This window comes from Chromobacterium sp. Beijing (genome assembly GCF_021496765.1).
Lineage (GTDB): Bacteria > Pseudomonadota > Gammaproteobacteria > Burkholderiales > Chromobacteriaceae > Chromobacterium.
This window is the reverse complement of sequence record NZ_CP053750.1, coordinates 2,437,112-2,461,074: the sequence shown is the minus strand read 5'-3', so window position 1 is coordinate 2,461,074 and position 23,963 is coordinate 2,437,112. Positions and strand designations below refer to the sequence as shown.

Below are 23,963 nucleotides of genomic sequence, written 5' to 3'. Positions count from 1 at the left end.
GGAGGAACTCATGCTTACCGACCGCTTCGGGCGCTCCATCGAATACCTGCGTCTGTCCGTGACCGACCGTTGCGACTTGCGTTGCAATTACTGCCTGCCCAAAGGCTTCAAAGGCTTCGAAGAGCCGGCCAACTGGCTGACCTTCGACGAGATAGAACGCGTGGTGGCGGCTTTCGCGCGCCTGGGCACGCGGCGGCTGCGGCTGACCGGCGGCGAACCGCTGCTGCGCCGCAATCTGCCGGAGCTGGCGGCGCGCCTGTCCGCGCTGCCCGGCCTCAACGACCTGTCGCTGACCAGCAACGCCACTCAGCTGGCGCGCCACGCCCAGGCGCTGCGCGCCGCCGGAGTCAGCCGCGTCAACGTCAGCCTGGACTCGCTGCGCCGCGATTGCGTGCACGACATCACCGGCAGCGACAGCCTGCCGCGGGTGATGGAAGGGCTGATGGCGGCCAAGGAGGCCGGCTTTTCCCCGATCAAGATCAATATGGTGGCGATGAAGGACGTCAACGACGCCGACATCGGCGCCATGGTCGCCTTCTGTATCCAGCATGGCTTCGTGCTGCGGCTGATCGAAGCCATGCCCATGGGCGACACCGGCCGCGCCGCCAGTTACCTGGACTTGCAGCCGGTGCTGCGTCAGCTGCAAACCGAATTCGACCTGGTCGAACAGGCCGCCACCCTGGGGGGCGGCCCGGCCCGCTACTGGAAAACCCGGGACGGCGGTTTCTCGCTGGGCCTGATCACGCCCATTTCCCAACATTTCTGCGCCACCTGTAACCGGGTGCGGCTGTCCGTGGACGGCACGCTCTACATGTGTCTGGGCCAGGAAGAAAGCTTTGAGTTGCGCCCTCTGCTGCGCGCCGGCGTCAGCGACGCCGAACTGGAAGCGGCGATCCGCGCGGCGATAGAACTGAAACCGGAGCGACATGAATTCAGCGAGAAGCCGAAAAAGCTGGTGCGCTTCATGTCGATGACCGGTGGCTAGGGCGACGGCGATGCGGCTGAACGTGTCCCCGGTGCTGGGCGGCCCGCTGGGCCAGCGGCTCAGCGCCAAGATCGTCGGCGTGCTGGCGATTTTTCTCTTGGTGGCGCTGGGTTCCATCGGCGCCACGCTGTGGCTGTCCTGGCAGCAGGAGGGCGGCGCGGCGGCGATCAACGACGCCGGCAGCCTGCGCATGCGCGTCACCCGGCTGGCGCTGGATTTGCAGCTTAGCGGCCAGGACGGCGCGCGCGCCGACGCGCTGCGCCGCGACATGGTCAATTACGAAGCCATCTTGCAGCGGCTGCGCCGCGGCGACCCGGCGCGCCCGCTGCTGGTGCCGCGTCAGGCGGACATCCAGCAGGCGCTGACCCAGGTGGAAACGCAGTGGCGCGAGCAACTGAAACCGGTGTTGCAGGACGCGCTGACGCGGCCCGGCGACAACGCGGCGGAGGCCGCCCGTTTCGCCGAGCGCGTGGCGCTCTACGTGGCGGACATCAACACCTTCGTCAGCGGCATGGAGGCCTACAACGCGCGCAACACCGATTATCTGCGCCTGCTGCAGCTCTTGCTCGCCAGCATGGCGGTGGTGGGCACCGTCGCGCTGATTTATCTGATGCTGTTGATCGTGCTGCGGCCGCTGGACAAGCTGCACCAGGGCATACGCCGGCTGGCGGCTGGCGATTACAGCGTGCGGGTGCCGGTGGAGACCGACGACGAATTCGGCCAGGTCAGCACCGGCTTCAATCTGATGGCGGCCTGTCTGTCCGAATCCCACGCCACGCTGGAAGAGCGGGTGCGCGGCAAGACCGCCAGCCTGCAGCAGAAAAACCAGGAATTGGCGCTGTTGTACGAAATCACCTCCTTCTGCAATCAATCCCAGCCGCTGGAAGCGCTGTGCAAGGGCTTCCTCGCCCGGGTGATGCGCGCCTTCGACGCCGACGGCGGCGCGGTGCGCTTGACCGATCACGGCCAGGGCATGGTGTTCGTGGTGGCCGACGACGGCTTGCCGGAAGGGCTGCTGCGCGAAGAGCATTGCCTGAAAGTGGGCGACTGCCTGTGCGGCGAAGCCGCCGCCAAGGCCGAGAGCCGGGTGGAGAATATGCGCGGCCTGCCGGACAAGCAGTGCAGCCGCGAAGGCTTCCGCGTGGTCAGCGCCTTCCCGGTGGCGACGCAAAACCGCACCTTGGGCATTTTCAATCTGCATTTCCGACAGGCGCGCATCCTGCCGCCGCAGCAGGTGCGGCAACTGGAGATGCTGGGCCAGCACCTGGCGGTGGCGATAGAAAACCTGAGGCTGGCGGCCAAGGAGCGCGAACTGGCGGTGCTGGAGGAGCGCAATCTGGTGGCCCAGGGCCTGCACGACAGCATCGCCCAGGGCCTGTCCTTCCTGAATCTGCAAACCCAGATCATGCGCCAGGCGCTGGACAGCGGCGACCCGGGCCTGGTGGACGACACGCTGGCCTTGTTCGAGGCCGGGGTCAAGGAAAGCTACGACGATGTGCGCGAGCTGCTCAACAACTTCCGTTCCAAATTGTCGGAAAGCCTGAGCCAGGCGGTGAGCAGCCTGCTGGACAAATTCCGCAAGCAGACCGGGATGCGGGTGGAGCTGCGCTCCACCGGAGCCGGCGCGCCGCTGATGCCGGAACAGCAATTGCAGATCCTGTTCATCCTGCAGGAGGCGCTGTCCAATGTGCGCAAGCACGCCGAGGCCAGCCAGGTCACGGTCAGCCTCAGCGACGACGGCGAGGTCTTCGTGCTCAGCGTGCTGGACAACGGCGTCGGTTTCGATCTGGATACCGTGCGCAACAAGGGCGACGGCCATTTCGGCCTGTCCATCATGCAGGAGCGCGCGCAGCGCGCCGGCCTGCAACTGGACATCGAATCCACTCCGGAGGCGGGCACCCTGGTCAGCCTGCTGCTGCCGCGCGCGCGGCGCATGGCCGCTTGAGCCACTGGCGCGGCGGCTAGACAGCTCTCATACTGTCTATATCTGAATTCGAAAGACCCGGACTCGATGATGTCTGAACAGACCATACGCATTTTGCTGGTGGACGATCACACCTTGTTCCGCAGCGGAATCAAGGCCTTGCTGGCGCGCCAGGCGGCTTTCGACGTTGTCGGCGAGGCGGCCGACGGCGCCGAGGGCGTCAAGCTCGCCAAGCAGCTGGACCCGGACGTGGTGTTGCTGGACCTGAACATGCCGGGCATTTCCGGCGTGGAGGCGCTGACCCTGATGCTGCAGGACCAGCCCAAACGGGCGGTGGTGATGCTGACGGTGTCCGAGGAGGCCGACGATCTGACCGCGGCCTTGAAGGCCGGCGCGCGCGGCTATCTATTGAAAAACATCGACGCCGACTTCCTGACCCAGGCGGTGGCGCGCGCCGCCGCCGGCGAATCGGTGATGAGCGATTCGATGACCGCCAAGCTGATGGCCCAGTTCCGCCACGGCGCGGCCGCGCCGGTGGAGCCGGCGGAACAGGAACTGGACCGGCTGACCCCGCGCGAACGCGAAATCCTCGGCTTTCTGGCTCAGGGCAAGAGCAATAAGGAAATCGCGCGCAGCCTGGATCTGGCCGAGAGCACGGTCAAGATCCATGTGCAGAACATCCTGAAGAAGCTCAGCCTCAGCAGCCGGGTGCAGGCGGCGGTGTTCGCGGTGGAGAACGGGGTGGGGCGCAGCGCGTGAGCGGCTGCGCGCGGCCCTGGCCCCCATGAACAGCTTCTAAGCGGCGGTCCGCTCAGCCCTCCACCAGCCGATAGCCGACTCCGGTCTCGGTGAGGATGTGGCGCGGCATCGCCGGATTGTCTTCCAGCTTCTGCCGCAGATGGCCCATATAGACGCGCAGATACTGGTTGTGCTCAGAGAACGACGGCCCCCATACCGCCAGCAGCAGCTCGCGATGGGTGATCACCTTGCCGGCGCTGCGTATCAAGGTGGACAGCAGCCGGTACTCTATCGGCGTCAGATGCACCGCCGTTTCCGCCTTGGCCACCTGCCGGTTGACCAGGTCCACCTTGATGTCGCCGAACTGGAACACTTGTTGCGCGGCGGCGCTGCCGTGGGTGCGGCGGCGCAGCAGCACGCGGACGCGCGCCAGGCATTCGGCCACGCCGAAGGGCTTGGTCAGATAGTCGTCGGCGCCGGCGTCCAGCGCGGCCACCTTCTCGGTTTCCTGGGTGCGCGCGGACAAGACCAGGATGGGCAGATCGGTCCATTCGCGCAGCTGTTTGATGGTGTCCTGGCCGTTCATGTCCGGCAGGCCCAGGTCCAGGATCACCAGGTCCGGCTTGCGGGTGGCCACTTCGATCAGGCCTTGCTTGCCGGTTTCCGCCTCGTGGACGGTCAGGCCTTCTTCTTCCAGCGCCGCGCTCAGAAAGCGGCGTATCGGTTTCTCGTCTTCAATGACGACGATGCTGATCGGTGCGTCTTGCATGGTCATGGTTTTCTTTTGAGTTAGGGCGTCTCATCCGGCGGCAGCGCCGGCGCTTGACCGGCCGGCAGGCTGAAGCGGAATTCCGCTCCGTGCGGCGAGCGGTTGCGCGCGCTGATGCGGCCGCCGTGGATTTCCACGATGGAGCGGCAGATCGCCAGGCCCAGCCCCACGCCGGGGGTGCTGGACTCCGCCGCACCGCGCGAGAATTTGTCGAAGGCGCGCTGTTCCATATTGGGCGGCAGGCCGGGGCCGTCGTCGCTGACCGACACCAGCACCTCCGCGCCTTCGCGCCGCGCCGCCAGCGTGATGCGGCTGCCCGGCGGCGTGTATTTGCCGGCGTTTTCCAGCAGGTTGACCAGCACCCGCTCCAGCAGCACGGCGTCGTATTCCAGCACCGGCAGGTCCGGGTCCAGTTCCAGCTTCAGTTCCCGGCCGCGCAGGCCGCGTTCGGCGGCGCGCAGCGCGCTGCCCACCACCTCGTCCAGCATCTGCCATTCCTTGTTCAGCTTGACGCCGGATTGCAGCCGCGCCATGTCCAGCAGATTGGTCACCAGCTTGTTCATGCGCAGCGCTTCGTCCTGGATGGCGGCGGCGATCTCGGCGCGCTGATCGTCGTCCACATTGGGCGAGCACAGCCGCTCGGACAGGCCGGCCATGGTGGTCAGCGGTGTGCGCAGATCGTGGGACACCACGGACAGCACGCTGTTGCGCAGCCGCTCGGACTCCATCGCCACGATGGCGTCCTGCGCCACTTCCACGTAATGCACGCGCTCCAGCGCCAGCGCGATCTGGGCGGCGCAGGTTTCCAGCAGTCTTTGCTGTTCCGGCAGAAAGGCCTGATCGGTGACTTCCGGCAGCAGCGCGATCACGCCGCGGTTGCGCATCGGCGCGCGCAGCGGCACGTAGAGCGCGGCGTTGGCGGGCAGGGTGTTGGTGCCGAGGCCGGCCGGCTGCTGATGATCGTAAACCCATTGCGCGACGCCGATGTCGGCATGGCCGCGGTCTTCGCCGGCCAGGCGCAGTTCGTCGCCGCTATTGGGCAGGAACAGGTTGACCTTGGCGGCGAACAGCGGCTCCAGCCGGCCGACGGCGGTGTCCACGATCTGGGCGGCGGTCAGCGCGCCGGCCAGTTCGCGGCCCAGATCGTACAGCGCGCGGGTGCGGCGTTCGCGATAGGTGGAGATATTGGCGGCGAAGCGCAGCCGGGCGGTGAGCTGGCTGATGATGGCGGCCACCAGCAACATCACCACGAAGGTCATCAGGTACTGGGTGTCGGTGACGGCGAAGGACATCTGCGGCGGCACGAAGAAAAAGTCGAAGGCCGCCACCGACAGCAGCGAGGCCAGCATGCCGGGGCCGCGGCCGTAGCGCACCGACACCAGCACCACCACCAACAGGTAAATCATGATGTCGTTGGCCAGCGCCACATGGGGAATCAGCAGGCCGGCCAGCAGCGTGGTCAGCAGGCAGGCGACGGCGGCGGCGATGTAGCCGGCGCGGGAGCGCGGGCTGTCCTGCTCTTCGAACAACAGGCTGGCGCCGGTCTTGGCGGCGCCGGCGTCCTCCGCTTCCAAGTCGTGGGCCACCACGTAGAGATCGATGTCGCCGGAGCGGCGGCTCAGCTCGTTGACCAGGGTAGGGCGCCACAGCCGCGACCAGCGGCCGCGGACGGATTTGCCCACCACCAGCTTGGAGACGTTGCGGCTGCGGGCGTAGGCCAGCAGCGTGGGCGCCAGTTCGTTGCCGCCCAGCACCGTGGTTTCCGCGCCCAATTCCTGCGCCAGCCTCAGGCCCTTGAGCACGCGGGCGCGCTGCTCCTCGGACAGTTTTTGCTGGCGCGGCGTTTCCACGTAGACGGCGATCCAGTCCGCGTCCAGATTGGCGGCCAGGCGCTTGGCGCTGCGGATCAGCTTGTCGATGCCGGCGCTGGCGCCGACGCAGACCAGCAAGCGCTCGCGCGCGTGCCAGACGGGGTTGATGGACTGGTCGGCGCGGTAGGCGCGCATCTGCGCGTCCACGCGGTCGGCGGTGCGGCGCAGCGCCAGTTCGCGCAAGGCCAGCAGATTGCCCTTGCGGAAGAAGTTCTTCACCGCGCGCTCGGCCTGCTGCGGCAGATAGACCTTGCCGGCGGCTAGCCGGCCCAGCAGCTCGTCCGGCGGCAGGTCCACCAGCGCCACTTCGTCGGCGCGGTCGAACACGTGGTCGGGCAGGGTTTCGCGCACCACGATGCCGGTGATCTGTCCGACCACATCGTTCAGGCTTTCCAGATGCTGGACATTGAGGGTGGTGTAGACGTCGATGCCGGCGGCCAGCAGCTCCTCCACGTCCTGCCAGCGCTTGGGGTGGCGCGAGCCGGGCGCGTTGGAGTGGGCGAATTCGTCCATCAGGATCAGCTGCGGCCGGCGCGCCAGCGCCGCGTCCAGATCGAACTCGGACAGTTCGTGGCCCTTGTAGGCGATCCGCCGCGGCGGCAGCAATTCCAGGTCCGCCAGTTGCGCCTGGGTTTCCTTGCGGCCGTGGGTTTCCACCACGCCCACCAGCACTTGCACGCCTTCCTGGCGCCGGGCGCGGGCCGCCGCCAGCATGGCGTAGGTCTTGCCGACCCCGGCGCAGGCGCCGAAGAAAATCTTCAGCCGGCCGCGTTGGGCGTCCAGTTCTTCGCGTTTCAGTTCATCCAGCAGCGCGTCCGGATCGGGACGGATGTCGGGCATGGCTTGTCCTGTTTTTTAGCCGCGGAAGCGGGGGATTCCGCGGCTCGTTCTTATCAGCCGCGCCGCTGGTCCAGCGCCAGGTTCAATTCCAGCACATTGACGCGCGGCTCGCCAAGCAGGCCGAAGGTTTCGCCTATCACCCGGCTCTCCACCAGCTTGCGCAGCGCGGCCGGCTCCATCTTGCGGGCGGCGGCGACGCGCTCCAACTGGTAGAAAGCCGCGGCGGCGGAAATTTCAGGGTCCAGGCCGCTGGCCGAGGCGGTGACCAGGTCCACCGGCACCGGGCCGGTCTGCCCCGGATGGGCGGTGCGGATGCGTTCCACATTGGCCTTCACCGCGTCCAGCTGCGCCGGGTTGGTGGGGCCCAGGTTGGAGCCGCCGGACCCGCCGGCATTGTACGGCATTGGGCTGGTGGCGGACGGGCGGCCCCAGAAATATTGCGGGCCGGTGAAGTTCTGGCCTATCAGCCGCGAGCCGACGATCTTGCCGTCGCGTTCGATCAGGCTGCCGTTGGCCTGGAAAGGGAACAGCGCCTGGGCGGCCCCGGTGGTGAGCAAGGGATAGGCGAGGCCGGTGATCAGGGTCAGGCCGCCAAACACCACCAGCAGCGGGCGTAACAGTTTCATTTGCTTTGTCCTTTCAGTGCTTATGCCAGGCTCAGCGCGCCCAGCAGCATGTCGATCAGCTTGATGCCGGCGAAGGGCACCAGCAGGCCGCCCAGGCCGTAGATCAGCAGGTTGCCGCGCAGCAGCTCCGCCGCGCTCTTGGCTTGATACTTGACCCCCTTCAGCGCCAGCGGGATCAGGAACACGATGATGACGGCGTTGAAGATCACCGCCGACATGATGGCCGAGGCCGGGCTGTTCAGGCCCATCACGTTCAGCGCGTTCAATTGCGGATAGGTGCTGGCGAAGGCGGCCGGAATGATGGCGAAGTATTTGGCCACGTCGTTGGCGATGGAGAAGGTGGTCAAGGAGCCGCGCGTCATCAGCATCTGCTTGCCGATTTCCACGATCTCGATCAGCTTGGTGGGGTTGGAATCCAAGTCCACCATATTGCCGGCTTCCTTGGCCGCCTGGGTGCCGGTGTTCATCGCCACCGCCACGTCGGCCTGGGCCAGCGCCGGCGCGTCGTTGGTACCGTCGCCGGTCATTGCCACCAGCTTGCCCTCGGCCTGATGGCTGCGGATCAGCTTGAGCTTGGCTTCCGGCGTGGCTTCGGCCAGGTAATCGTCCACGCCGGCCTCGGCGGCGATGGCGGCGGCGGTCAGCGGGTTGTCGCCGGTGATCATCACCGTCTTGATGCCCATCTGGCGCAGCTCGGCGAAGCGCTCCTTGATGCCGCCCTTGACGATGTCCTTCAGTTCGATCACGCCCAAGGCGCGATTGCCTTCCGCCACCAAGAGCGGGGTGGAGCCGCGGCGGGCCACTTCATCGGCGCTTTTCGCCAGCGCGTCCGGGAACTGGCCGCCCAGTTCGGCGATGTGGCGGCGGATGGCGTCGATGGCGCCCTTGCGGATCCGGCGGCCGTCGTAGTCTATGCCGCTCATCCGGGTTTGCGCGGTGAAGGGGATGAACGCGGCTTCATGGCTGGCCAGCTCGCGCTGGCGCAGATTGAACTGCTTCTTGGCCAGCACCACGATGCTGCGGCCTTCCGGGGTTTCGTCGGCCAGCGAGGCCAGCTGGGCGGCGTCGGCCAAAGCCTGTTCGCTGACGCCGGGCGCCGGAATGAAGGCCGAGGCCTGGCGATTGCCCAGGGTGATGGTGCCGGTCTTGTCCAAGAGCAGCACGTCCACGTCGCCGGCGGCTTCCACCGCTCGGCCGGAGGTGGCGATCACGTTGGCGCCCATCATCCGGCTCATGCCGGCCACGCCGATGGCGGACAAGAGGCCGCCGATGGTGGTGGGGATCAGGCATACCAGCAAGGCCACCAGGGTGGTGATGCCGATGGGCGAGCCGGCCTTGGCCGCTTCCACGCTGAACAGCGAGAAGGGCAGCAGGGTGACGGTGACCACCAGGAAGACGATGGTCAGCGCCACCAGCAGGATGGTCAGCGCGATCTCGTTCGGCGTTTTCTGGCGCTTGGCGCCTTCCACCATGGCGATCATGCGGTCGAGGAAGGTTTCGCCCGGGTTGACGGAAATCCGCACCACGATCCAGTCGGACAGCACGCGGGTGCCGCCGGTGACCGAGGAGAAATCGCCGCCGGCCTCGCGGATCACCGGCGCGGATTCGCCGGTGATCGCGGACTCGTCCACCGAGGCCACGCCTTCGATCACCTCGCCGTCCACCGGGATCACGTCGCCGGCTTCCACCAGCACATAGTCTCCCTTGCGCAGGCTGCTGCCGTCGATCACGGTCTTGCCGGCGTCGTGGCTGGGGCCGGACAGCTTCTTGGCCACCACGTTTTTCTTGGCCGAGCGCAAGCTGGCCGCCTGGGCCTTGCTGCGGCCCTCGGCCAGCGCTTCGGCGAAGTTTGCGAACAAGACGGTGAACCACAGCCACAGCGCCACCGCCAGGATGAAGCCGGACGGCGCCTCGCCCTGGCCGGCCAGGGACTGAACCCACAGCGCGCTGGTCAGGATGCTGCCGATGTAGACGACGAACATCACCGGGTTGCGCCACTGGGCGCGCGGCGACAGCTTCTTGAAGGAGTCGACGATGGCCGGTTTCACCAGGCTGGGGTCCAGCATGGACTTGGCCGCGCTCCTGTGGCCCGCTTGAACGGGCTGGGCGGCCGGCAGTTTGGAATGATTGATATCGTTCATTTTATGAGTCCTCCCGCAAGGTTCAGCGACCGCTGATCATCTGCAATTGCTCGACGACCGGGCCCAGCGCCAGCGCGGGAACATAGTTGAGCGCGCCCACCAGCAAGACGGTGCCTATCAGCAGCACCACGAACAGCGGGCCATGGGTGGGCAGGGTGCCGCCGGTGACGGCCAGCCGCTTCTTGGCGGCCAAGGAACCGGCGATAGCCAGGATGGGCACGATCATGAAGAAGCGGCCGAAGAACATGGCCACCGCGGTGGCGACGTTGTAGAAGGGCGTGTTGGCGGACAGGCCGGCGAAGGCGCTGCCGTTGTTGTTGGCGGCCGAGGTGAAGGCGTACAACACCTCGCTGAAGCCGTGGGCGCCGGGGTTGAGGACGCCGGCCTTGCCGGAGGCGGCCAGCACCGCGATGGCGGTCAGCGTCAGCACCAGAACCGGGGTGACCAGAATGGTGATCGCCGTCATCTTCATCTCATGGATTTCTATCTTCTTGCCCAGGTATTCCGGGGTGCGGCCCACCATCAGGCCGGAGATGAACACCGCCAGGATGGCGAAGATCAGCATGCCGTACAGGCCGGAGCCGACGCCGCCGAACACCACCTCGCCCAATTGCATCAGGAAGGTGGGCACCAGGCCGCCGATCGGGGTCAGCGAATCGTGCATGGCGTTGACCGCGCCGCAGGAGGCGGAGGTGGTCACCGCGATGAACAGCGAGGTGTCGATGACGCCGAAGCGGGTTTCCTTGCCTTCCATATTGCCGCCGGACTGCAAATGGCTGGCCTGCTGATCCACGCCCATTGCGCTCAGCTGCGGCACGCCGGCCTGTTCCGCGCCGGTGGCCGTCACGACCGCGCAGACGAACATCACCGTCATCGCGGCGATGATGGCCCAGCCTTGGCGCTGGTCGCCCACCATGCGGCCGAACACGAAGCACAGCGCCGCCGGGATCAGGAAGATGGCCAGGCTTTGCAGGAAGTTGCTCAGCGGGGTGGGGTTTTCAAACGGGTGCGCGGAGTTGGCGTTGAAGAAGCCGCCGCCGTTGGTGCCCAGCAGCTTGATCGCTTCTTGCGAGGCCACCGGCCCCATGGGCAGCGTTTGCTGCTGGGTGCTGGCGTTCGCCATCACCGGCTTGCCGTCGGCGCCCAGGACCGCGTTGCCCTGAGCATCGGTCTTGGCCTGCTGATAATGAGTGGTTTCCACCGTCTGCGCGTTTTTATAGGCGGACAGGTTCTGGATCATGCCTTGCTGGCTGAAGGCCAGCGCGAACACGAAGGACAGCGGCAGCAATACGTAGAGGGTGAAGCGGGTGACGTCCACCCAGAAGTTGCCGATCTTGGCCGAGCCGTGACGGACAAAGCCGCGCACCAGGGCCAGCACCACCGCCGCGCCGGTGGCGGCGGACAGGAAGTTCTGCACCGTCAGGCCCAGCATCTGCACCAGATAGCCCATGGTGGATTCGCCGCCATAGCCTTGCCAGTTGGTGTTGGTGACAAAGGAGATCGCGGTGTTGAACGCGGAGTCCGGCGCCACCGCGCCCATGCCTTGCGGGTTGAACGGCAGCCAGCCCTGCAAGCGTTGCAGCAGATACAAGGCCAGCGCGCCCAGCACATTGAACAACAGCAAGGCGACGGCGTAGCCGCGCCAGCCCATGTCTTCGTCCGGCTTGACGCCGGCCAGCCGGTAAAAGCCGCGCTCCAGCGGCGCGAACAGGCGCAGGGGGCCGACATTGTCGCCCTGCATCACGCGGGCGATATAGGCGCCCAGCGGCCAGGCCAGCGCCAGCAGCACCAGCAGGAACAAGCCCAGCTGCAAGGGTGCGGCCGAGCCGATGAAATTGGCGAACATGATTAAAAATTCTCCGGCTTAAGCAGTGCGTAGATCAGATAGCCAAGCAGGCCCAGCGCGATCAGCGCGCTGAGCAGATACCAGACGCTCATTCCTTTTCTCCCAGTTTCCGGCAGCCGGCGACAAAGCCGCAGGCCAGCGCGCCGAACAACAGGACGAGTCCCAGATAGACGACATCCATCATGAAAATCTCCATTTGAATCAGTAATGGAAAGGTACTGAAGCCGGCGTCAAAAACCCGATAAAAGCCGTTGGATAGAGATAAAAATCGCGTAAAAATCGATGGGAAATCGCCGTTTGGCGCAAATTCGGACGGATTTCGGCGGGAAAAGGAATTTTCTTTATGCGCGCGGAGGCGGAGACGCAGGGGACAACGGGCGGACGACCGGCGTCGCTGGACGCGGGCGCGGCGGCGGGAAACGAAACGGGCGGCTCGGCACAGGCGGCAAGCGCGCGGTCCGCTTCAAGGCAGGGAGGTTGCGGCGTGGCGTATGGCTGGGCCGCTAACCGTCAACAGGCGGCAAGCCGCCAGTAGGCAAGGTGTTCAGAACAGGTCGTCGCAGCGGTCGGCCAGGAATCGGGCATCGTCCCGATCGTGCGCGCGCTGGCGCACTTTCTGCTGGCGCGACCTCTCAGCATCACTCAACTGAGGCTTGGCGACCGCATAGAGAAAACTCTCGTGCTGGTCTCTAGCCTGCTTTCTGCGAACACTCAGAGGAATACGGGAAGTCATCATCCTTGCACCTCTCGGTCACGTACTTGTGTGAGGCCAGGGCAAACCCTGACCCTTTGACATTGACGCTATTTTCGCGATTTGTAAAGCCCTGTTTGCTTGTGATTAGGAGCAAATCGGACTTGGGCATTCCAGCGGACTCCGCCCACGCTACCGGCGCGATGTTACCGCAGCATGATGGAGCGGGCGTCCGGGGCAAGTCTTTGAGGTAAATCACTTTTCGAATAATGTTGTTTCGAAACGGTATAAATCGTTATATGAAACTGGCGTAGCATGCCGCTATCGAATGGCGCGGCCAAGGAGCGGTTTTATGGAGTGGGGGTATGCGATCGCGGGTTTGGCGGTGGGCTTCATCGTAGGTCTGACCGGCGTGGGCGGCGGTTCGCTGATGACGCCCATCTTGCTGTGGTTCGGCATCTCTCCGGCCACCGCGGTGGGCACGGATCTCTTATACGCGGCCTTGACCAAGATGGGCGGAGTGACGGTGCATCATCGCCAAGGTCATGTCGATTGGCGCATCGCCGGCTGGCTGACCGCCGGCAGCGTGCCGGCTGCCCTGCTGGTGCTAGCCGGCCTGTCCTATCTGCATCTGCCGGAAAAAATGCTGGACACCCTGTTCAAGCTGGTGCTGGGCGTCGCCTTGCTGCTGACCGCCGCGGCCATCCTGGGCAAACCCTTGCTCTTGCGCTGGCTGGGCCGCGCCGGCGCGGCCAGCCCGTCGTTCGAGCCGCGGATAGGCTTGACCGTGGCCACCGGCGTGGTGTTGGGCGTTTTGGTCACGCTCAGTTCCATCGGCGCCGGGGCCCTGGGCACCCTGGCCTTGTTCCTGCTGTATCCGGCCTTGCCGACTTCGCGGCTGGTGGGCACCGAAATCGCCCACGCGGTGCCCTTGACCCTGGTGGCCGGTCTGGGACACGCCGGGCTCGGCAATGTGGATTTTACGCTCTTGCTCAATCTGCTGGCGGGCTCCCTGCCCGGCATCTGGCTGGGCAGCAAGCTGACGCGGCGGCTGGCGGAGGGCTGGTTGCGGCCGGCGCTGGCGGTGATGCTGGCGGTGATAGGCGGCAAGCTGGTGTTGTGAGCCGCGGCGCGGCATGACGGGACAGGGCGGCTCAGGCCGCCTTTTTTCATGGCCGCGCGCAAAAAAACGCCCTGATCGGAGAGGCGAGCAGGGCTGAAATGCAAACAACAAAAGGAGAAGCCATCATTAAGCCTCTCAATATTAGTATTTCGTAATCCTGATGCCCTTGACCTGGAGCAAGAAAGCGGCGGCAGCCAAGGCCGACGGCGTGGAAGACATAAAAAGACCGCGCAGCGCGCGGTCTGTTGACGAGAGTTGGGAGGCTTAGAACCTGTTTCCGATCTGCTTCGCGTCGGCGATACGGCGTTGAAAACGTTTTCGAAATGCTCATGTACCACGCGTACATTCCGCTTTCTCAGCCGTTTTCGCCTTGTCTTGCCTTAGCTCGCGAGATCGCAAACACGTTCTTACAGCTTAGCCGCCACCCAGGCCTGCACGCCGGCCAAGGCCGCCGCCAGGTTTTCCGGCTGAGTGCCGCCGGCCTGGGCCATGTCCGGACGGCCGCCGCCCTTGCCGCCCACTTGCTGGGCGACGAAGTTGACCAGCTCGCCCGCCTTGAGCTTGGAGGTGAGGTCGGCGGTGACGCCGGCCACCAGCGCCACTTTGCCGTCGCCCTTGGCGGCCAGCACGATGGCGGCGGAGCCCAGCTTGTCCTTCAGCTTGTCCAGGGTTTCGCGCAGGGCGTTGTTGTCCGCGCCCGGCAGTTCCACCGCCAGCACCTTGACGCCGTTGACCTCGGCCGCGCCGTCGGCCAGGCTGTCGCCGGCGGAGGCGGCCAGTTGGCCCTTGAGTTTGGCCAGCTCTTTTTCCAGGGTCTTGACGTTGTCCTGCAAGCTGCCGATCTTGGCGGCCACTTCGTCCAGCGTCTGCGCTTTCAGCGCGCCGGCCGCCTCTTTGAGCAGGGCGTCCTGAGCCTGGATGTGGGCGATGGCGCCTTCACCGGTGACGGCTTCGACGCGGCGCACGCCGGCGGCGACGCCGCTTTCCGCCACGATCTTGAACAGGCCGATGTCGCCGGTGCGCTGCACATGGGTGCCGCCGCACAGTTCGGCGGAGAAGTCGCCCATGGTCAGCACGCGCACTTCATCGCCGTATTTTTCGCCGAACAGCATCATCGCGCCGGATTTCTGCGCGGCTTCCATGCTCATCACTTCGGCCTTGACCGGCAAGTTGTGGCTGATCACGCGGTTGACCACGCGCTCCAGCTCGGCGATCTGTTCTGCGCTGACCGGTTCGCCGTGGGCGAAGTCGAAGCGGGTGCGCTCCGGATTCACCAGCGAGCCCTTCTGCGCGACATGGTCGCCCAGCACGTGGCGCAGCGCCGCGTGCAAGAGGTGGGTGGCGGAGTGGTTGCGGGCGCTGGCGGCGCGCGCGTGCAGATCGATGGTGGCGGTCACGCTGTCGCCGACGGCCAGACGGCCGCGGGCCAGCTTGCCTTTGTGGCCGAACACCGCGGCCTGGATCTTCTGGGTGTCGTTGACGTCGAACAGCGCGCCGATGCCGCCTTGCAGCGAAATCTCGCCCACGTCGCCGACCTGGCCGCCGCCTTCGGCGTAGAAGGGGGTGTCGTCCAGCACCACGATGCCTTCTTCGCCGGCTTCCAGCGCGGCGACGGCCTCGGTGCCCTTGAACAGCGCCAAGACCTTGGCGTCGGTGCTGGCGGAATCATAGCCGTGGAAGCAGGTGTCGGCGCCGCTGTAGCTGACCTTGCCGGTCATCTTGAAGCTGGAGCCGGCGCGGCCGCGCTCGCGCTGCGCTTCCATCGCGCGCTCGAAGCCTTCCAGATCGGCGTGGATGTCGCGTTCGCGGCAGATGTCGGCGGTCAGGTCCACCGGAAAGCCGAAGGTGTCGTAGAGCTTGAAGATGGTGTCGCCGTCAAGCTTGGTCTTGCCGCCTTCCAGCGCGGAGTCCACCAGGCCCATGCCGATTTCCAGCGTCTCGGCGAACTTGATCTCCTCGGCGCGCAGCGCGTCTTCGATATGCGCCTGCTTCTCGCGCAGTTCCGGATAGGCGTCGCCCATCTCGGCCACCAGATCGGCGACGATCTTATGGAAGAACAGGCCTTTCTGGCCCAGCTTGTAGCCGTGGCGGATGGCGCGGCGGGCGATGCGGCGCAGCACGTAGCCGCGGCCTTCATTGGACGGCAAGATGCCGTCGGCGACCATGAAGCAACAGGCGCGGATGTGGTCGGCGATCACTTTGAGCGACGGCACGTCCTGGCTGTAGGCTATGCCGGTTTCGCGCGCGGCGGCGCGCACCAGGCAGGCCAGCGCGTCGGTCTCATAGTTGGACTTGACGTGTTGCAGCACGGTGGACAGGCGCTCCAGACCCATGCCGGTGTCGACCGACGGCTTGGGCAGCGGATGCAGGGTGCCGGACTCGTCGCGGTTGAACTGCATGAACACGTTGTTCCAGATTTCCATGAAGCGGTCGCCGTCTTCGTCCGGGCTGCCCGGAGGGCCGCCGGCCACGCTCGGGCCGTGGTCGTAGAAGATCTCGGTGCAGGGGCCGCAGGGGCCGGTGTCGCCCATGGTCCAGAAGTTGTCGGAGGCGTACGGCGCGCCCTTGTTGTCGCCGATGCGGATGATCTTGTCGGCCGGCAGGCCCACGCGCTTGTGCCAGATGTCGTAGGCTTCGTCGTCGGAGGCGTAGACGGTGACCAGCAGCTTGTCCTTGGGCAGGTTCAGCCATTGCTCGCCGGTCAGGAATTCCCAGGCGAAGGTGATGGCGTCCTGCTTGAAGTAATCGCCGAAGCTGAAGTTGCCCAGCATTTCGAAGAAGGTGTGGTGGCGCGCGGTGTAGCCGACGTTTTCCAGGTCGTTGTGCTTGCCGCCGGCGCGCAGACATTTCTGGCTGGTGGTGGCGCGGGTGTAATCGCGTTTTTCAAAGCCCAGGAACACGTCCTTGAACTGCACCATGCCGGCGACGGTGAACATCAGCGTGGGGTCGTTGCCGGGGATCAGGCTGCTGGAGGGCACCACCTGATGGTTTTTGCCGGCAAAGAAATCCAGGAATTTCTGGCGAATTTCAGAGGTTTTCATGTTTGATTTCGTAAGATTGCGAATTCTGGGCCGCTTTGGGGGCTTGAACCCAGAGCGGCGCGGACAGCTGATTGTGTCAAGCCGCGCCGGCGCTGGCAAGGGTTTCGGCGCGGCGCTTGAGCGCCTGGTTCATCAATTCGAAACCCTTGCGCGTGTCGGCCAGCAGCGTCTGGCCGAACAGCGGCAGCAAGAGGCCGCTGAAAGTTTCGCCGTGATGCAGGCGGGTGCCGCCGTTTTCCAGCGCTTCCAGGCGAAAACTGTGGCGGCCGTCCAGCAGGCCGGGCAGCAGCGCGCGCCCCAGCCAGACCAGCTCCTCCGCCGTTTGCAAGACTTCCAGCCGCGGGCGGAAGGTCAGCCGCGGCCGGCCGGGCGGATGGACGCTGACCACCAGGCGAGACCCTATCTGCTGGCGGCCGTGCAGGCCGACGATGAAGGGGTTCCATTCCGGGTAGGCTGCCCAGTCGCACAGCACGCGCCAGACCGCGGACGGCGCGGCGTCTATGTCGATATGGGTGGCGATGCCGCGCGTTTGCATGCTCAGTCCTCGTCGGCGGGAAAGTCGTCGTCGGCGGCGCCGCTGAGCACCTTGCCGATCACGGACATCGGGAAGCCGCGTCCGGCCAGGAAGCGGATCTGGCGCGCGCGCTCCTGCGGCGTGTCCGGCAGCTGGCCGAACTTCTTCCGCCATTGCGCCTGGGCGGCGGCAAGGTCGTCGCGGCCTTGCAAGGCGTCGCGGATCAGTTCGGCGTCCACGCCGCGTTGACGCATTTCCTGTTGCAGGCGGCGGCTGCCGTAGCGCTGGCCCTTGCTGTCGGCGAACTGCTGGGCGAAACGCTGATCGGACTGCCAGCTGTGTTCGGCCAGATCGTCCAGCAAGGCCGTCAATTGTTCCGGGCTCTCCGCAAACGGAGCGAGCCGCCGCTCCAGCTCCCGTCGCGTGTATTCGCGGCGGGACAGGAGATCGACGGCCCGCGCCCTCAGGCTTTTTTCCATTCAGGGAATCAGGCGTCGAGCGCGTCGTCGGCGAACTCTTCGTCCGGCTGGCCTTCGGTGATTTCCACTTTGATGCCCACCGCGTCGCGGATCTTGCGTTCCACTTCAGCGGCGATTTCCGGGTTGGACTTCAGCCATTCGCGGGTGTTGTCCTTGCCCTGGCCGATCTTCTGGCCGTTGTAGGCGTACCAGGCGCCGGATTTGTCGATGAAGCCGTGCTTGACGCCCAGTTCGATGATCTCGCCCTGACGCGAGATGCCCTCGCCGTACAGGATTTCGAAATCGGCCTGGCGGAACGGCGGCGACACCTTGTTCTTCACCACTTTGACGCGGGTGTCGTTACCGATCACTTCCTCGCCCTTCTTGATGCCGCCGGTGCGGCGGATGTCCAGGCGCACGGAGGCGTAGAACTTCAGCGCGTTGCCGCCGGTGGTGGTTTCCGGGTTGCCGAACATCACGCCGATCTTCATGCGGATCTGGTTGATGAAGATCACCAGGGTGTTGGTGCGCTTGATGTTGCCGGTCAGCTTGCGCAGCGCCTGGCTCATCAGGCGGGCTTGCAGGCCCACGTGGCTGTCGCCCATCTCGCCTTCGATTTCAGCCTTGGGCACCAAGGCGGCGACGGAGTCGATCACGATCAGATCGACGCCGCTGGAGCGCACCAGCATGTCGCAGATTTCCAGCGCCTGCTCGCCGGTGTCCGGCTGCGAGATCAGCAGGTCGTCGACCTTGACGCCCAGCTTTTGCGCATATTGCGGGTCCAGCGCGTTTTCCGCGTCGATGTAGGCGCAGGTGCCGCCCAATTTTTGCATCTCGGCCACCGCTTGCAGACACAGGGTGGTTTTACCGGACGACTCCGGGCCGTAGATTTCCACCACGCGGCCGCGCGGCAGGCCGCCGACGCCCAGCGCCAGGTCCAGACTCAGCGAGCCGGTGGAGACCACTTGCAGGTTTTCGTTGATCTGGTTGTCGCTCATGCGCATGATCGAACCCTTGCCAAACTGTTTTTCAATTTGGGCAAGGGCCGCGGCCAACGCTTTGCTCTTGTCTTCGGATGCCATGCTGTCTCCAGTGTGGGGGGCGCTAAACAAAATGAATGCTCGGCCAGCGGCGGGCCGCGTCCATGGCGGCGGGGAAAACCCGATGCCGGACAGGGGTTTGCGCGGCGCCGGCGGGGCTGCCCCGTCGCGCTCGCGCTTGCCGCGCCGATAGCCGAAAAGATGCCGTCGATTATCTCATAAAGCCTTGGCCAACGGCAGAGCCGCTTGCCGGCGATACCGTCCTTCGGGACGGGAAACCGCGATCTCGCTTGAAAAAGTTGTGATTGCGACCACTTTTACAAGTGTCCACCCTGTGTACAATGAAGCCATCATGATGAACGAACGCGCGCAACACCTGCTCAAGGTCCTGATCGAACGCTACATCGTCGACGGCCAGCCGGTGGGGTCCAAAACCCTGTCCATGCTGCCCGGCGTCGAGCTGTCGTCCGCGTCCATCCGCAATGTGCTGGCGGAGCTGGAGGCGATGGGGCTGATCGCGGCGCCGCACACCTCGGCCGGCCGGGTGCCCACCGCGCGCGGCTACCGCATGTTCGTCGATCGTCTGCTCACCATCCGGCCTTTGGAAGAGGCGGCGCTGCACGAGCTGGAACTGAATCTGCAGCCGGACAGCCCGCAGCGCATCGCCCAGTCCGCGTCCTCCTTGCTGTCCGAGCTGACGCATTTCGCCGGCGTGATCGTCACGCCGCAGCGCTCCGACATCGCTTTTCGCCAGATCGAATTCCTACGCCTGTCCGAGCGGCGGGTGCTGATGATCTTGGTGACGTTGGACGGGGACGTGCAGAACCATCTGCTGACCACCGAACGCGATTACACGCCGTCGGAATTGATAGAGGCCGGCAATTTCATCAACCAGCATTACGCCGGCCAGGGGCTGGATCGCATCGCCAGCCGGGTGGCGGACGAGTTGCGTCAGCTGCAGGGCGACATCGCTGAATTGATGTCGGCGGCGATCCGCCTGGGGCAGAGCTCGATGGCGGCCAGCAGCGCCGCGGTGGTGGTGGCCGGCGGCAGCCGGCTGCTGGAGGTGAGCGACCTGTCCGAGGACTTGTCGCGGCTGCGTCAGTTGTTCAGCGTGTTCGAACGCAAGACCGAGCTGCTAAAGCTGCTGAACCAGGGGCGGGAAGCGCAGGGCGTGAACATTTTCATCGGCGAGGAGTCTGGCGTGATGACGCTGGACGAATGCTCGGTGGTGACCGCGCCTTACCGGATCAACGGCCAGGTGGTCGGCGCGCTGGGCGTGGTCGGTCCCACCCGGATGGCTTACGAGCGGGTGATCCCTATCGTCGACATTACCGCGCGCCTGGTGTCCAGCGCCTTGTCGTTCCGGGCCTAGCGCCCGTGCGCCGGCCGTGCGCCGGTTTTGGCCGCCGCAAGGCTTGACGCGAGGTCTGCGGCTATAGTTTTCGCGCCGCGTTCTTCGAGGAGCGCGGCTAAGTCAAAAACGCTTATTCAGAAACCAGCCCATGAAATCTTTGCTTAAACTGGCCCCGTTGGCGGCTCTGTTCTCCTTCCAGCTGGCGCAGGCCGACGCGGCCTTTCTGGCGCGTCCGGACGTGCAGCGCTACATCGACGAGCAAGTGGCCGGCGGCCAGTTCAACCGCCCGGAGCTGGAGGCGGTGTTCGCCAATGTCGAACTCAAGCCCAACATCATCAAGATTCTGGACAAGCCGTCCACCTCGCGCCCCTGGTATCAGTTCCGCAATTCCACGGTGGGGGAAAAGACCATTGCCGACGGCGTGGCGTTCTGGCGCGCCAACGCGGCCGCGCTGACGCGGGCCGAGCAGCAATACGGCGTGGCTCCCGAGCTCATCGTCGCCATCCTGGGCGTGGAGTCCCATTACGGCCGCAACACCGGATCGTTCCGCCTGGTGGACGCCTTGTCCACCATCGGTTTCGATTACCCGCGCCGCGCGGAATTCTTCCGCAAGGAGCTGACCGAGTTCCTGCTGCTGGCCAAGGAGGAGGGCAAGGACCCGCTGACGCTGAAGGGCTCCTACGCCGGCGCGATGGGCTGGCCGCAGTTCATGCCGTCCAGCTTCCGCAAATGGGCGGTGGATTTCGACGGCAGCGGCCACCGCGACATCTGGAGCGATCCGGACGACGCGATCGGCAGCGTGGCCAATTACTTCCAGCGCCACGGCTGGCGCCACGGCGACGACGTGATCCTGCCGGCCAGCGTGCAGCCGGGGCCGCAGATCGATCAGCTGATCGCCGACAAATTCAATCTGCACTACACCGTGGGCGAGCTGAAGAAAATGGGCGTGACGCCGCAGTCGCCGGTGGCTGACGACGTGCCGGCGGTGCTGGTGCCGCTGGAAACGGCGCCCGGCGTCACCGAATACTGGCTGGGCCTCAACAACTTCTTCGTGATCACCCGCTACAACCGCAGCACGCTGTACGCCAAGGCGGTGCAGGAAATCGCGGATCAGCTGCGCCAGCGCTATCTGGCGGGCCAGGCCGCGGCCCAGCCGTGACGCCGCGCGCCGCCCGCCGCGGCGGCGCGAAACCTGTCGCCACGCGCGGCAATTGCCATTAAAATCCGCCCCCATGAGCTATCAAGTCCTTGCCCGTAAGTGGCGTCCCAAGCGCTTTGCCGATCTGGTCGGCCAGGAGCACGTGGTGCGCGCCTTGACCAACGCCCTCAAAGAACAGCGCCTGCATCACGCTTATCTGCTGACGGGGACGCGCGGGGTGGGCAAGACCACCATCGCCCGGATTCTGGCCAAGAGCCTGAACTGCGAAACCGGCACCACCGCCGAACCCTGCGGCGAATGTTCGGCCTGTCGTCAGATCGACACCGGCCGCTTCGTCGATCTGCTGGAGATCGACGCCGCGTCCAACACCGGCATCGACAATATCCGCGAAGTGCTGGAAAACGCCCAGTACGCGCCGACGTCCGGCCGCTTCAAGGTCTACATCATCGACGAAGTGCACATGCTGTCCAAGAGCGCCTTCAACGCGATGCTGAAGACGCTGGAGGAGCCGCCGGCCCACGTCAAATTCATTCTGGCCACCACCGATCCGCAGAAAGTGCCGGTCACGGTGTTGAGCCGCTGTCTGCAGTTCTCCTTGCGCAATATGACGCCGCAGCAAGTGGCCGGCCATCTGGCCCACATGCTGGACGTGGAAGGCATCGCCTACGAGACGCCGGCGCTGGCCTTGCTGGGCCGCGCCGCCTCCGGTTCGATGCGCGACGCGCAATCGCTGCTGGACCAGGCCATCGCCTACGGTCTGGGCGAGGTGAAGGAAGACGGCGTGCGCGCGATGCTGGGCGCGGTGGACCGCCGCTATCTGTTCGCCTTGCTGCAGGCCTTGGCCGCCGGCGACGGCCCGCAGCTGATGGCCGAGGCCGACGGCCTGGCCGAGCGCGGGGTCAGCTTCGAAGGCGCTTTGAGCGAACTGGCGGTCTTGTTGCAGCAGCTGGCGCTGATGCAGACCGTGCCGCAGGCGGTTGCCCAGGACGAGCCGGAACGCGACGCCCTGCAGGCGCTGGCGGACGCCATTGCGCCGCAGGACGTGCAGCTGTATTACCAGATCGCCATCCACGGCCGCAAAGACCTGGCGCTGGCGCCGGACGAGCACGCCGGTTTCAATATGACCCTGCTGCGCATGCTGGCCTTCCATCCGGCCAACGCCCGGGCCGAAGCCGCGCCTCCGCGCCCGGCCGCCGGCGCGCCGGCTCGCCCGCAGCCGCCGCAAGCGCAGCCGGTCCCGGCCGCGCCGGGAGGCATTTCGCCGGCCGCGCGGGCCTTGCAGGCCGCCGGCCTGAGTTCGCCGGCGCCGCGGCAATCCGCGCCGCAGCCGGTTCAGGACAGCGCGCCGGCGGCGGAACCCGAACCCGAGCCTGCCGCGCCCGAAGCCAGGCCGCCTGCGCCGGCCGCGCCGGTCCGTCAGGCCGCGCCGCCGCCCGAGCCGGAGCCCGAGGAGGAAGACGCGTCGGACGACGGTGACGTCAGTCCCGACGAGGTGCCCTGGGATCAGGGCGCGGCGGCGGACGAGGAGATGCCGTCCTATTTGCAGGCGCCGCCGGAGGAGCCGGCCGACTATCGCTTCGACGGCGACTGGCAGGCGCTGGTGACCGAACTGGGCGTCAAGCTGGGCGCGGCGCGCATGCTGGCCCATAATGCGGTATTGAAGGACTGGGACCAGGAACGCCTGGCGCTGGCGGTGCCGGAGAGCTTCCGCCACATGACCAGCCGCGATTACCAGGACAAGCTCAAGCTCGCCTTGAGCGAGCGCTTCGGCCGGCCGGTGGAATTGGCGGTGACGGTGGAAGAGCTGGGCCTGGAGACGCCGGCGATGAAAGACGCCCGCCATCGGCAGGAGCAGTTGGACATCGCGCGCGAGAATATGAAAAACGATCCGGTGGTGCAGCAAATGGTGCGCGAATTCGACGCGACGCTGCTCATCGAAACCATTCAACCCGTGAAGGAGTGAAACGATTATGTTTGGCAAAGGTGGTATCGCCGGCCTGATGAAGCAGGCCCAGCAAATGCAGGACAATATGAAAAAGGCGCAGGAAGAACTGGCCACGGTGGAAGTGGAAGGCCAATCCGGCGCCGGCATGGTCAAGGTGGTGATGACCTGCTCTCACGACGTCAAGCGCGTCAGCCTGGACGACAGCCTGCTGGACGACGCCAAGGAAGACAAGGAAATGCTGGAAGACCTGATCGCCGCCGCGTTCAACGACGCGGTGCGCAAGGTGGAAGCCACCACTCAGGAAAAAATGTCCGGTTTCTCCGCCGGCCTGAACCTGCCGGCCGGCATGAAGCTGCCGTTCTGATCGCATCGGTTTCGGCATCCGGATGGCTCGGCGCGCGCCGGGCCATTTTTACGTTGTTTCCGAGGTCGCCATGCGCGGATTCGCCCATTTCACCGTGCGCAGCCGGCTGCGCGCCGACGCCGACAGGGTGTGGGCGCACGCCGCCAGCGCCGCCGGCATCAACGACGAGCTCGGGCCCTGGCTCCGCATGCGCTTGCCGGGCGGCGAGCTGCCCGACGGCTTGAGGCCGCCGGCGCGCATCGGACCGTGCCGGATTCTGCTGTTCGGCCTGTTGCCGGTGGAATGCGACGACTTGGAGCTGACGCGGCTGGAGCCGGGCGCCTTCGACGAGCGCTCTACCATGCTGACCCAGCGGCGCTGGCTGCACCGGCGGCGGGTGCGCGCCTTGCCCGGCGGCTGCGAAGTGGTGGACCGCATCGGCTTCGCGCCGCGCGCGCCCTGCTTGTTGACACTGCATTACGGCATTTTCCGCCTGGTTTTCGCCTGGCGGCACGCGCGTCTGCGCCGCCGTTTTTCCCGATTGTGAAAGCG

20 protein-coding genes are annotated in these 23,963 nt (G+C 65.8%); 9 read left to right on the top strand and 11 right to left on the bottom strand.

All coding sequences use genetic code 11. The annotated features are described in order from the left end of the window. Nucleotides 1-10 precede the first annotated feature (10 nt). The 3 genes from moaA to HQN78_RS11320 all read left to right on the top strand — a co-directional run bounded on the left by moaA (nucleotide 11) and on the right by HQN78_RS11320 (nucleotide 3,668). Nucleotides 11-985, top strand: coding sequence for a GTP 3',8-cyclase MoaA (moaA, locus tag HQN78_RS11330; protein WP_235089544.1), 975 nt, complete (start codon nucleotides 11-13; stop codon nucleotides 983-985). Nucleotides 986-995: 10 nt separating this feature from the next. Beyond that, nucleotides 996-2,930, top strand: coding sequence for a type IV pili methyl-accepting chemotaxis transducer N-terminal domain-containing protein (locus HQN78_RS11325; RefSeq protein ID WP_107799005.1), 1,935 nt, complete (start codon nucleotides 996-998; stop codon nucleotides 2,928-2,930). A 69-nt stretch (nucleotides 2,931-2,999) separates the two neighbouring features. After that, nucleotides 3,000-3,668 (top strand): response regulator, encoded by a 669-nt coding sequence (locus HQN78_RS11320; RefSeq protein ID WP_107801745.1) that lies wholly within the window; start codon nucleotides 3,000-3,002, stop codon nucleotides 3,666-3,668. 52 nt (nucleotides 3,669-3,720) lie between these two features. Here HQN78_RS11320 and kdpE read toward each other — a convergent pair whose 3' ends face one another. The 7 genes from kdpE to HQN78_RS11285 form a co-directional block, all read right to left on the bottom strand. Next, nucleotides 3,721-4,416, bottom strand: coding sequence for a two-component system response regulator KdpE (gene kdpE / locus HQN78_RS11315; RefSeq protein WP_107801747.1), 696 nt, complete (start codon nucleotides 4,414-4,416; stop codon nucleotides 3,721-3,723). A gap of 20 nt (nucleotides 4,417-4,436) precedes the next feature. Beyond that, nucleotides 4,437-7,127 carry a sensor histidine kinase KdpD gene (locus tag HQN78_RS11310; protein ID WP_107799006.1) on the bottom strand — a complete coding sequence of 897 codons (2,691 nt, stop codon included), beginning with the start codon at nucleotides 7,125-7,127 and terminating at the stop codon, nucleotides 4,437-4,439. 53 nt (nucleotides 7,128-7,180) lie between these two features. Continuing rightward, entirely contained in the window at nucleotides 7,181-7,753 is a 573-nt protein-coding gene (gene kdpC, locus HQN78_RS11305) for a potassium-transporting ATPase subunit KdpC (RefSeq protein WP_235089543.1), read from the bottom strand. Nucleotides 7,754-7,773: 20 nt separating this feature from the next. Next, a complete protein-coding gene (kdpB, locus tag HQN78_RS11300) occupies nucleotides 7,774-9,819 on the bottom strand; it encodes a potassium-transporting ATPase subunit KdpB (protein WP_235089785.1) in 2,046 nt (681 codons plus the stop codon). Between the two features lie 97 nt (nucleotides 9,820-9,916). Next, complete coding sequence (gene kdpA, locus HQN78_RS11295; RefSeq protein ID WP_235089542.1) at nucleotides 9,917-11,740, bottom strand: potassium-transporting ATPase subunit KdpA; 1,824 nt, start codon at nucleotides 11,738-11,740, stop codon at nucleotides 9,917-9,919. A gap of 2 nt (nucleotides 11,741-11,742) precedes the next feature. Beyond that, a complete protein-coding gene (gene kdpF, locus HQN78_RS11290; protein ID WP_019103745.1) occupies nucleotides 11,743-11,832 on the bottom strand; it encodes a K(+)-transporting ATPase subunit F in 90 nt (29 codons plus the stop codon). A gap of 452 nt (nucleotides 11,833-12,284) precedes the next feature. Then, nucleotides 12,285-12,476 carry a hypothetical protein gene (locus HQN78_RS11285; RefSeq protein WP_146176613.1) on the bottom strand — a complete coding sequence of 64 codons (192 nt, stop codon included), beginning with the start codon at nucleotides 12,474-12,476 and terminating at the stop codon, nucleotides 12,285-12,287. Nucleotides 12,477-12,783: 307 nt separating this feature from the next. Here HQN78_RS11285 and HQN78_RS11280 point away from each other — a divergent pair, with 307 nt between their 5' ends. Next, nucleotides 12,784-13,554, top strand: a complete 771-nt coding sequence (locus tag HQN78_RS11280; protein WP_227107460.1) for a sulfite exporter TauE/SafE family protein — start codon at nucleotides 12,784-12,786, stop codon at nucleotides 13,552-13,554. 407 nt (nucleotides 13,555-13,961) lie between these two features. Here HQN78_RS11280 and alaS read toward each other — a convergent pair whose 3' ends face one another. The 4 genes from alaS to recA form a co-directional block, all read right to left on the bottom strand. Further along, nucleotides 13,962-16,595: an alanine--tRNA ligase gene (gene alaS / locus HQN78_RS11275; protein ID WP_235089540.1), complete on the bottom strand. Its 2,634-nt coding sequence runs from the start codon at nucleotides 16,593-16,595 to the stop codon at nucleotides 13,962-13,964. A 76-nt stretch (nucleotides 16,596-16,671) separates the two neighbouring features. Further along, on the bottom strand, nucleotides 16,672-17,130 hold the full coding sequence (locus HQN78_RS11270; protein ID WP_227107464.1) for an SRPBCC domain-containing protein: 459 nt from the start codon (nucleotides 17,128-17,130) through the stop codon (nucleotides 16,672-16,674). 2 nt (nucleotides 17,131-17,132) lie between these two features. After that, nucleotides 17,133-17,588, bottom strand: coding sequence for a recombination regulator RecX (gene recX, locus HQN78_RS11265; protein ID WP_235089538.1), 456 nt, complete (start codon nucleotides 17,586-17,588; stop codon nucleotides 17,133-17,135). Nucleotides 17,589-17,596: 8 nt separating this feature from the next. Further along, nucleotides 17,597-18,649, bottom strand: a complete 1,053-nt coding sequence (gene recA, locus HQN78_RS11260; RefSeq protein WP_043591738.1) for a recombinase RecA — start codon at nucleotides 18,647-18,649, stop codon at nucleotides 17,597-17,599. A 310-nt stretch (nucleotides 18,650-18,959) separates the two neighbouring features. Here recA and hrcA point away from each other — a divergent pair, with 310 nt between their 5' ends. From hrcA to HQN78_RS11235, 5 genes are all read left to right on the top strand, one after another. Next, nucleotides 18,960-19,982 carry a heat-inducible transcriptional repressor HrcA gene (hrcA, locus tag HQN78_RS11255; protein ID WP_107799013.1) on the top strand — a complete coding sequence of 341 codons (1,023 nt, stop codon included), beginning with the start codon at nucleotides 18,960-18,962 and terminating at the stop codon, nucleotides 19,980-19,982. 130 nt (nucleotides 19,983-20,112) lie between these two features. Further along, the gene (gene mltB, locus HQN78_RS11250) at nucleotides 20,113-21,123 is read left to right on the top strand and encodes a lytic murein transglycosylase B (RefSeq protein WP_227107469.1); all 1,011 of its coding nucleotides are present in this window, start codon (nucleotides 20,113-20,115) and stop codon (nucleotides 21,121-21,123) included. 73 nt (nucleotides 21,124-21,196) lie between these two features. Further along, a complete protein-coding gene (gene dnaX, locus HQN78_RS11245) occupies nucleotides 21,197-23,086 on the top strand; it encodes a DNA polymerase III subunit gamma/tau (protein ID WP_235089537.1) in 1,890 nt (629 codons plus the stop codon). 7 nt (nucleotides 23,087-23,093) lie between these two features. Continuing rightward, nucleotides 23,094-23,432 carry a YbaB/EbfC family nucleoid-associated protein gene (locus HQN78_RS11240; RefSeq protein ID WP_081547734.1) on the top strand — a complete coding sequence of 113 codons (339 nt, stop codon included), beginning with the start codon at nucleotides 23,094-23,096 and terminating at the stop codon, nucleotides 23,430-23,432. Between the two features lie 70 nt (nucleotides 23,433-23,502). After that, nucleotides 23,503-23,958 carry a hypothetical protein gene (locus tag HQN78_RS11235; RefSeq protein WP_235089536.1) on the top strand — a complete coding sequence of 152 codons (456 nt, stop codon included), beginning with the start codon at nucleotides 23,503-23,505 and terminating at the stop codon, nucleotides 23,956-23,958. Nucleotides 23,959-23,963: the final 5 nt, after the last annotated feature.

Excerpts from the sequence above, each read along its gene's own strand:
- moaA (WP_235089544.1), top strand. The coding sequence starts at position 11 with ATGCTTACCGACCGCTTCGGGCGCTCCATCGAATACCTGCGTCTGTCC.
- HQN78_RS11325 (WP_107799005.1), top strand. The coding sequence starts at position 996 with ATGCGGCTGAACGTGTCCCCGGTGCTGGGCGGCCCGCTGGGCCAGCGG.
- HQN78_RS11320 (WP_107801745.1), top strand. The coding sequence starts at position 3,000 with ATGTCTGAACAGACCATACGCATTTTGCTGGTGGACGATCACACCTTG.
- kdpE (WP_107801747.1), bottom strand. The coding sequence starts at position 4,416 with ATGCAAGACGCACCGATCAGCATCGTCGTCATTGAAGACGAGAAACCG.
- HQN78_RS11310 (WP_107799006.1), bottom strand. The coding sequence starts at position 7,127 with ATGCCCGACATCCGTCCCGATCCGGACGCGCTGCTGGATGAACTGAAA.
- kdpC (WP_235089543.1), bottom strand. The coding sequence starts at position 7,753 with ATGAAACTGTTACGCCCGCTGCTGGTGGTGTTTGGCGGCCTGACCCTG.
- kdpB (WP_235089785.1), bottom strand. The coding sequence starts at position 9,819 with ATGCTGGACCCCAGCCTGGTGAAACCGGCCATCGTCGACTCCTTCAAG.
- kdpA (WP_235089542.1), bottom strand. The coding sequence starts at position 11,740 with ATGTTCGCCAATTTCATCGGCTCGGCCGCACCCTTGCAGCTGGGCTTG.
- kdpF (WP_019103745.1), bottom strand. The coding sequence starts at position 11,832 with ATGAGCGTCTGGTATCTGCTCAGCGCGCTGATCGCGCTGGGCCTGCTT.
- HQN78_RS11285 (WP_146176613.1), bottom strand. The coding sequence starts at position 12,476 with ATGATGACTTCCCGTATTCCTCTGAGTGTTCGCAGAAAGCAGGCTAGA.
- HQN78_RS11280 (WP_227107460.1), top strand. The coding sequence starts at position 12,784 with ATGGAGTGGGGGTATGCGATCGCGGGTTTGGCGGTGGGCTTCATCGTA.
- alaS (WP_235089540.1), bottom strand. The coding sequence starts at position 16,595 with ATGAAAACCTCTGAAATTCGCCAGAAATTCCTGGATTTCTTTGCCGGC.
- HQN78_RS11270 (WP_227107464.1), bottom strand. The coding sequence starts at position 17,130 with ATGCAAACGCGCGGCATCGCCACCCATATCGACATAGACGCCGCGCCG.
- recX (WP_235089538.1), bottom strand. The coding sequence starts at position 17,588 with ATGGAAAAAAGCCTGAGGGCGCGGGCCGTCGATCTCCTGTCCCGCCGC.
- recA (WP_043591738.1), bottom strand. The coding sequence starts at position 18,649 with ATGGCATCCGAAGACAAGAGCAAAGCGTTGGCCGCGGCCCTTGCCCAA.
- hrcA (WP_107799013.1), top strand. The coding sequence starts at position 18,960 with ATGATGAACGAACGCGCGCAACACCTGCTCAAGGTCCTGATCGAACGC.
- mltB (WP_227107469.1), top strand. The coding sequence starts at position 20,113 with ATGAAATCTTTGCTTAAACTGGCCCCGTTGGCGGCTCTGTTCTCCTTC.
- dnaX (WP_235089537.1), top strand. The coding sequence starts at position 21,197 with ATGAGCTATCAAGTCCTTGCCCGTAAGTGGCGTCCCAAGCGCTTTGCC.
- HQN78_RS11240 (WP_081547734.1), top strand. The coding sequence starts at position 23,094 with ATGTTTGGCAAAGGTGGTATCGCCGGCCTGATGAAGCAGGCCCAGCAA.
- HQN78_RS11235 (WP_235089536.1), top strand. The coding sequence starts at position 23,503 with ATGCGCGGATTCGCCCATTTCACCGTGCGCAGCCGGCTGCGCGCCGAC.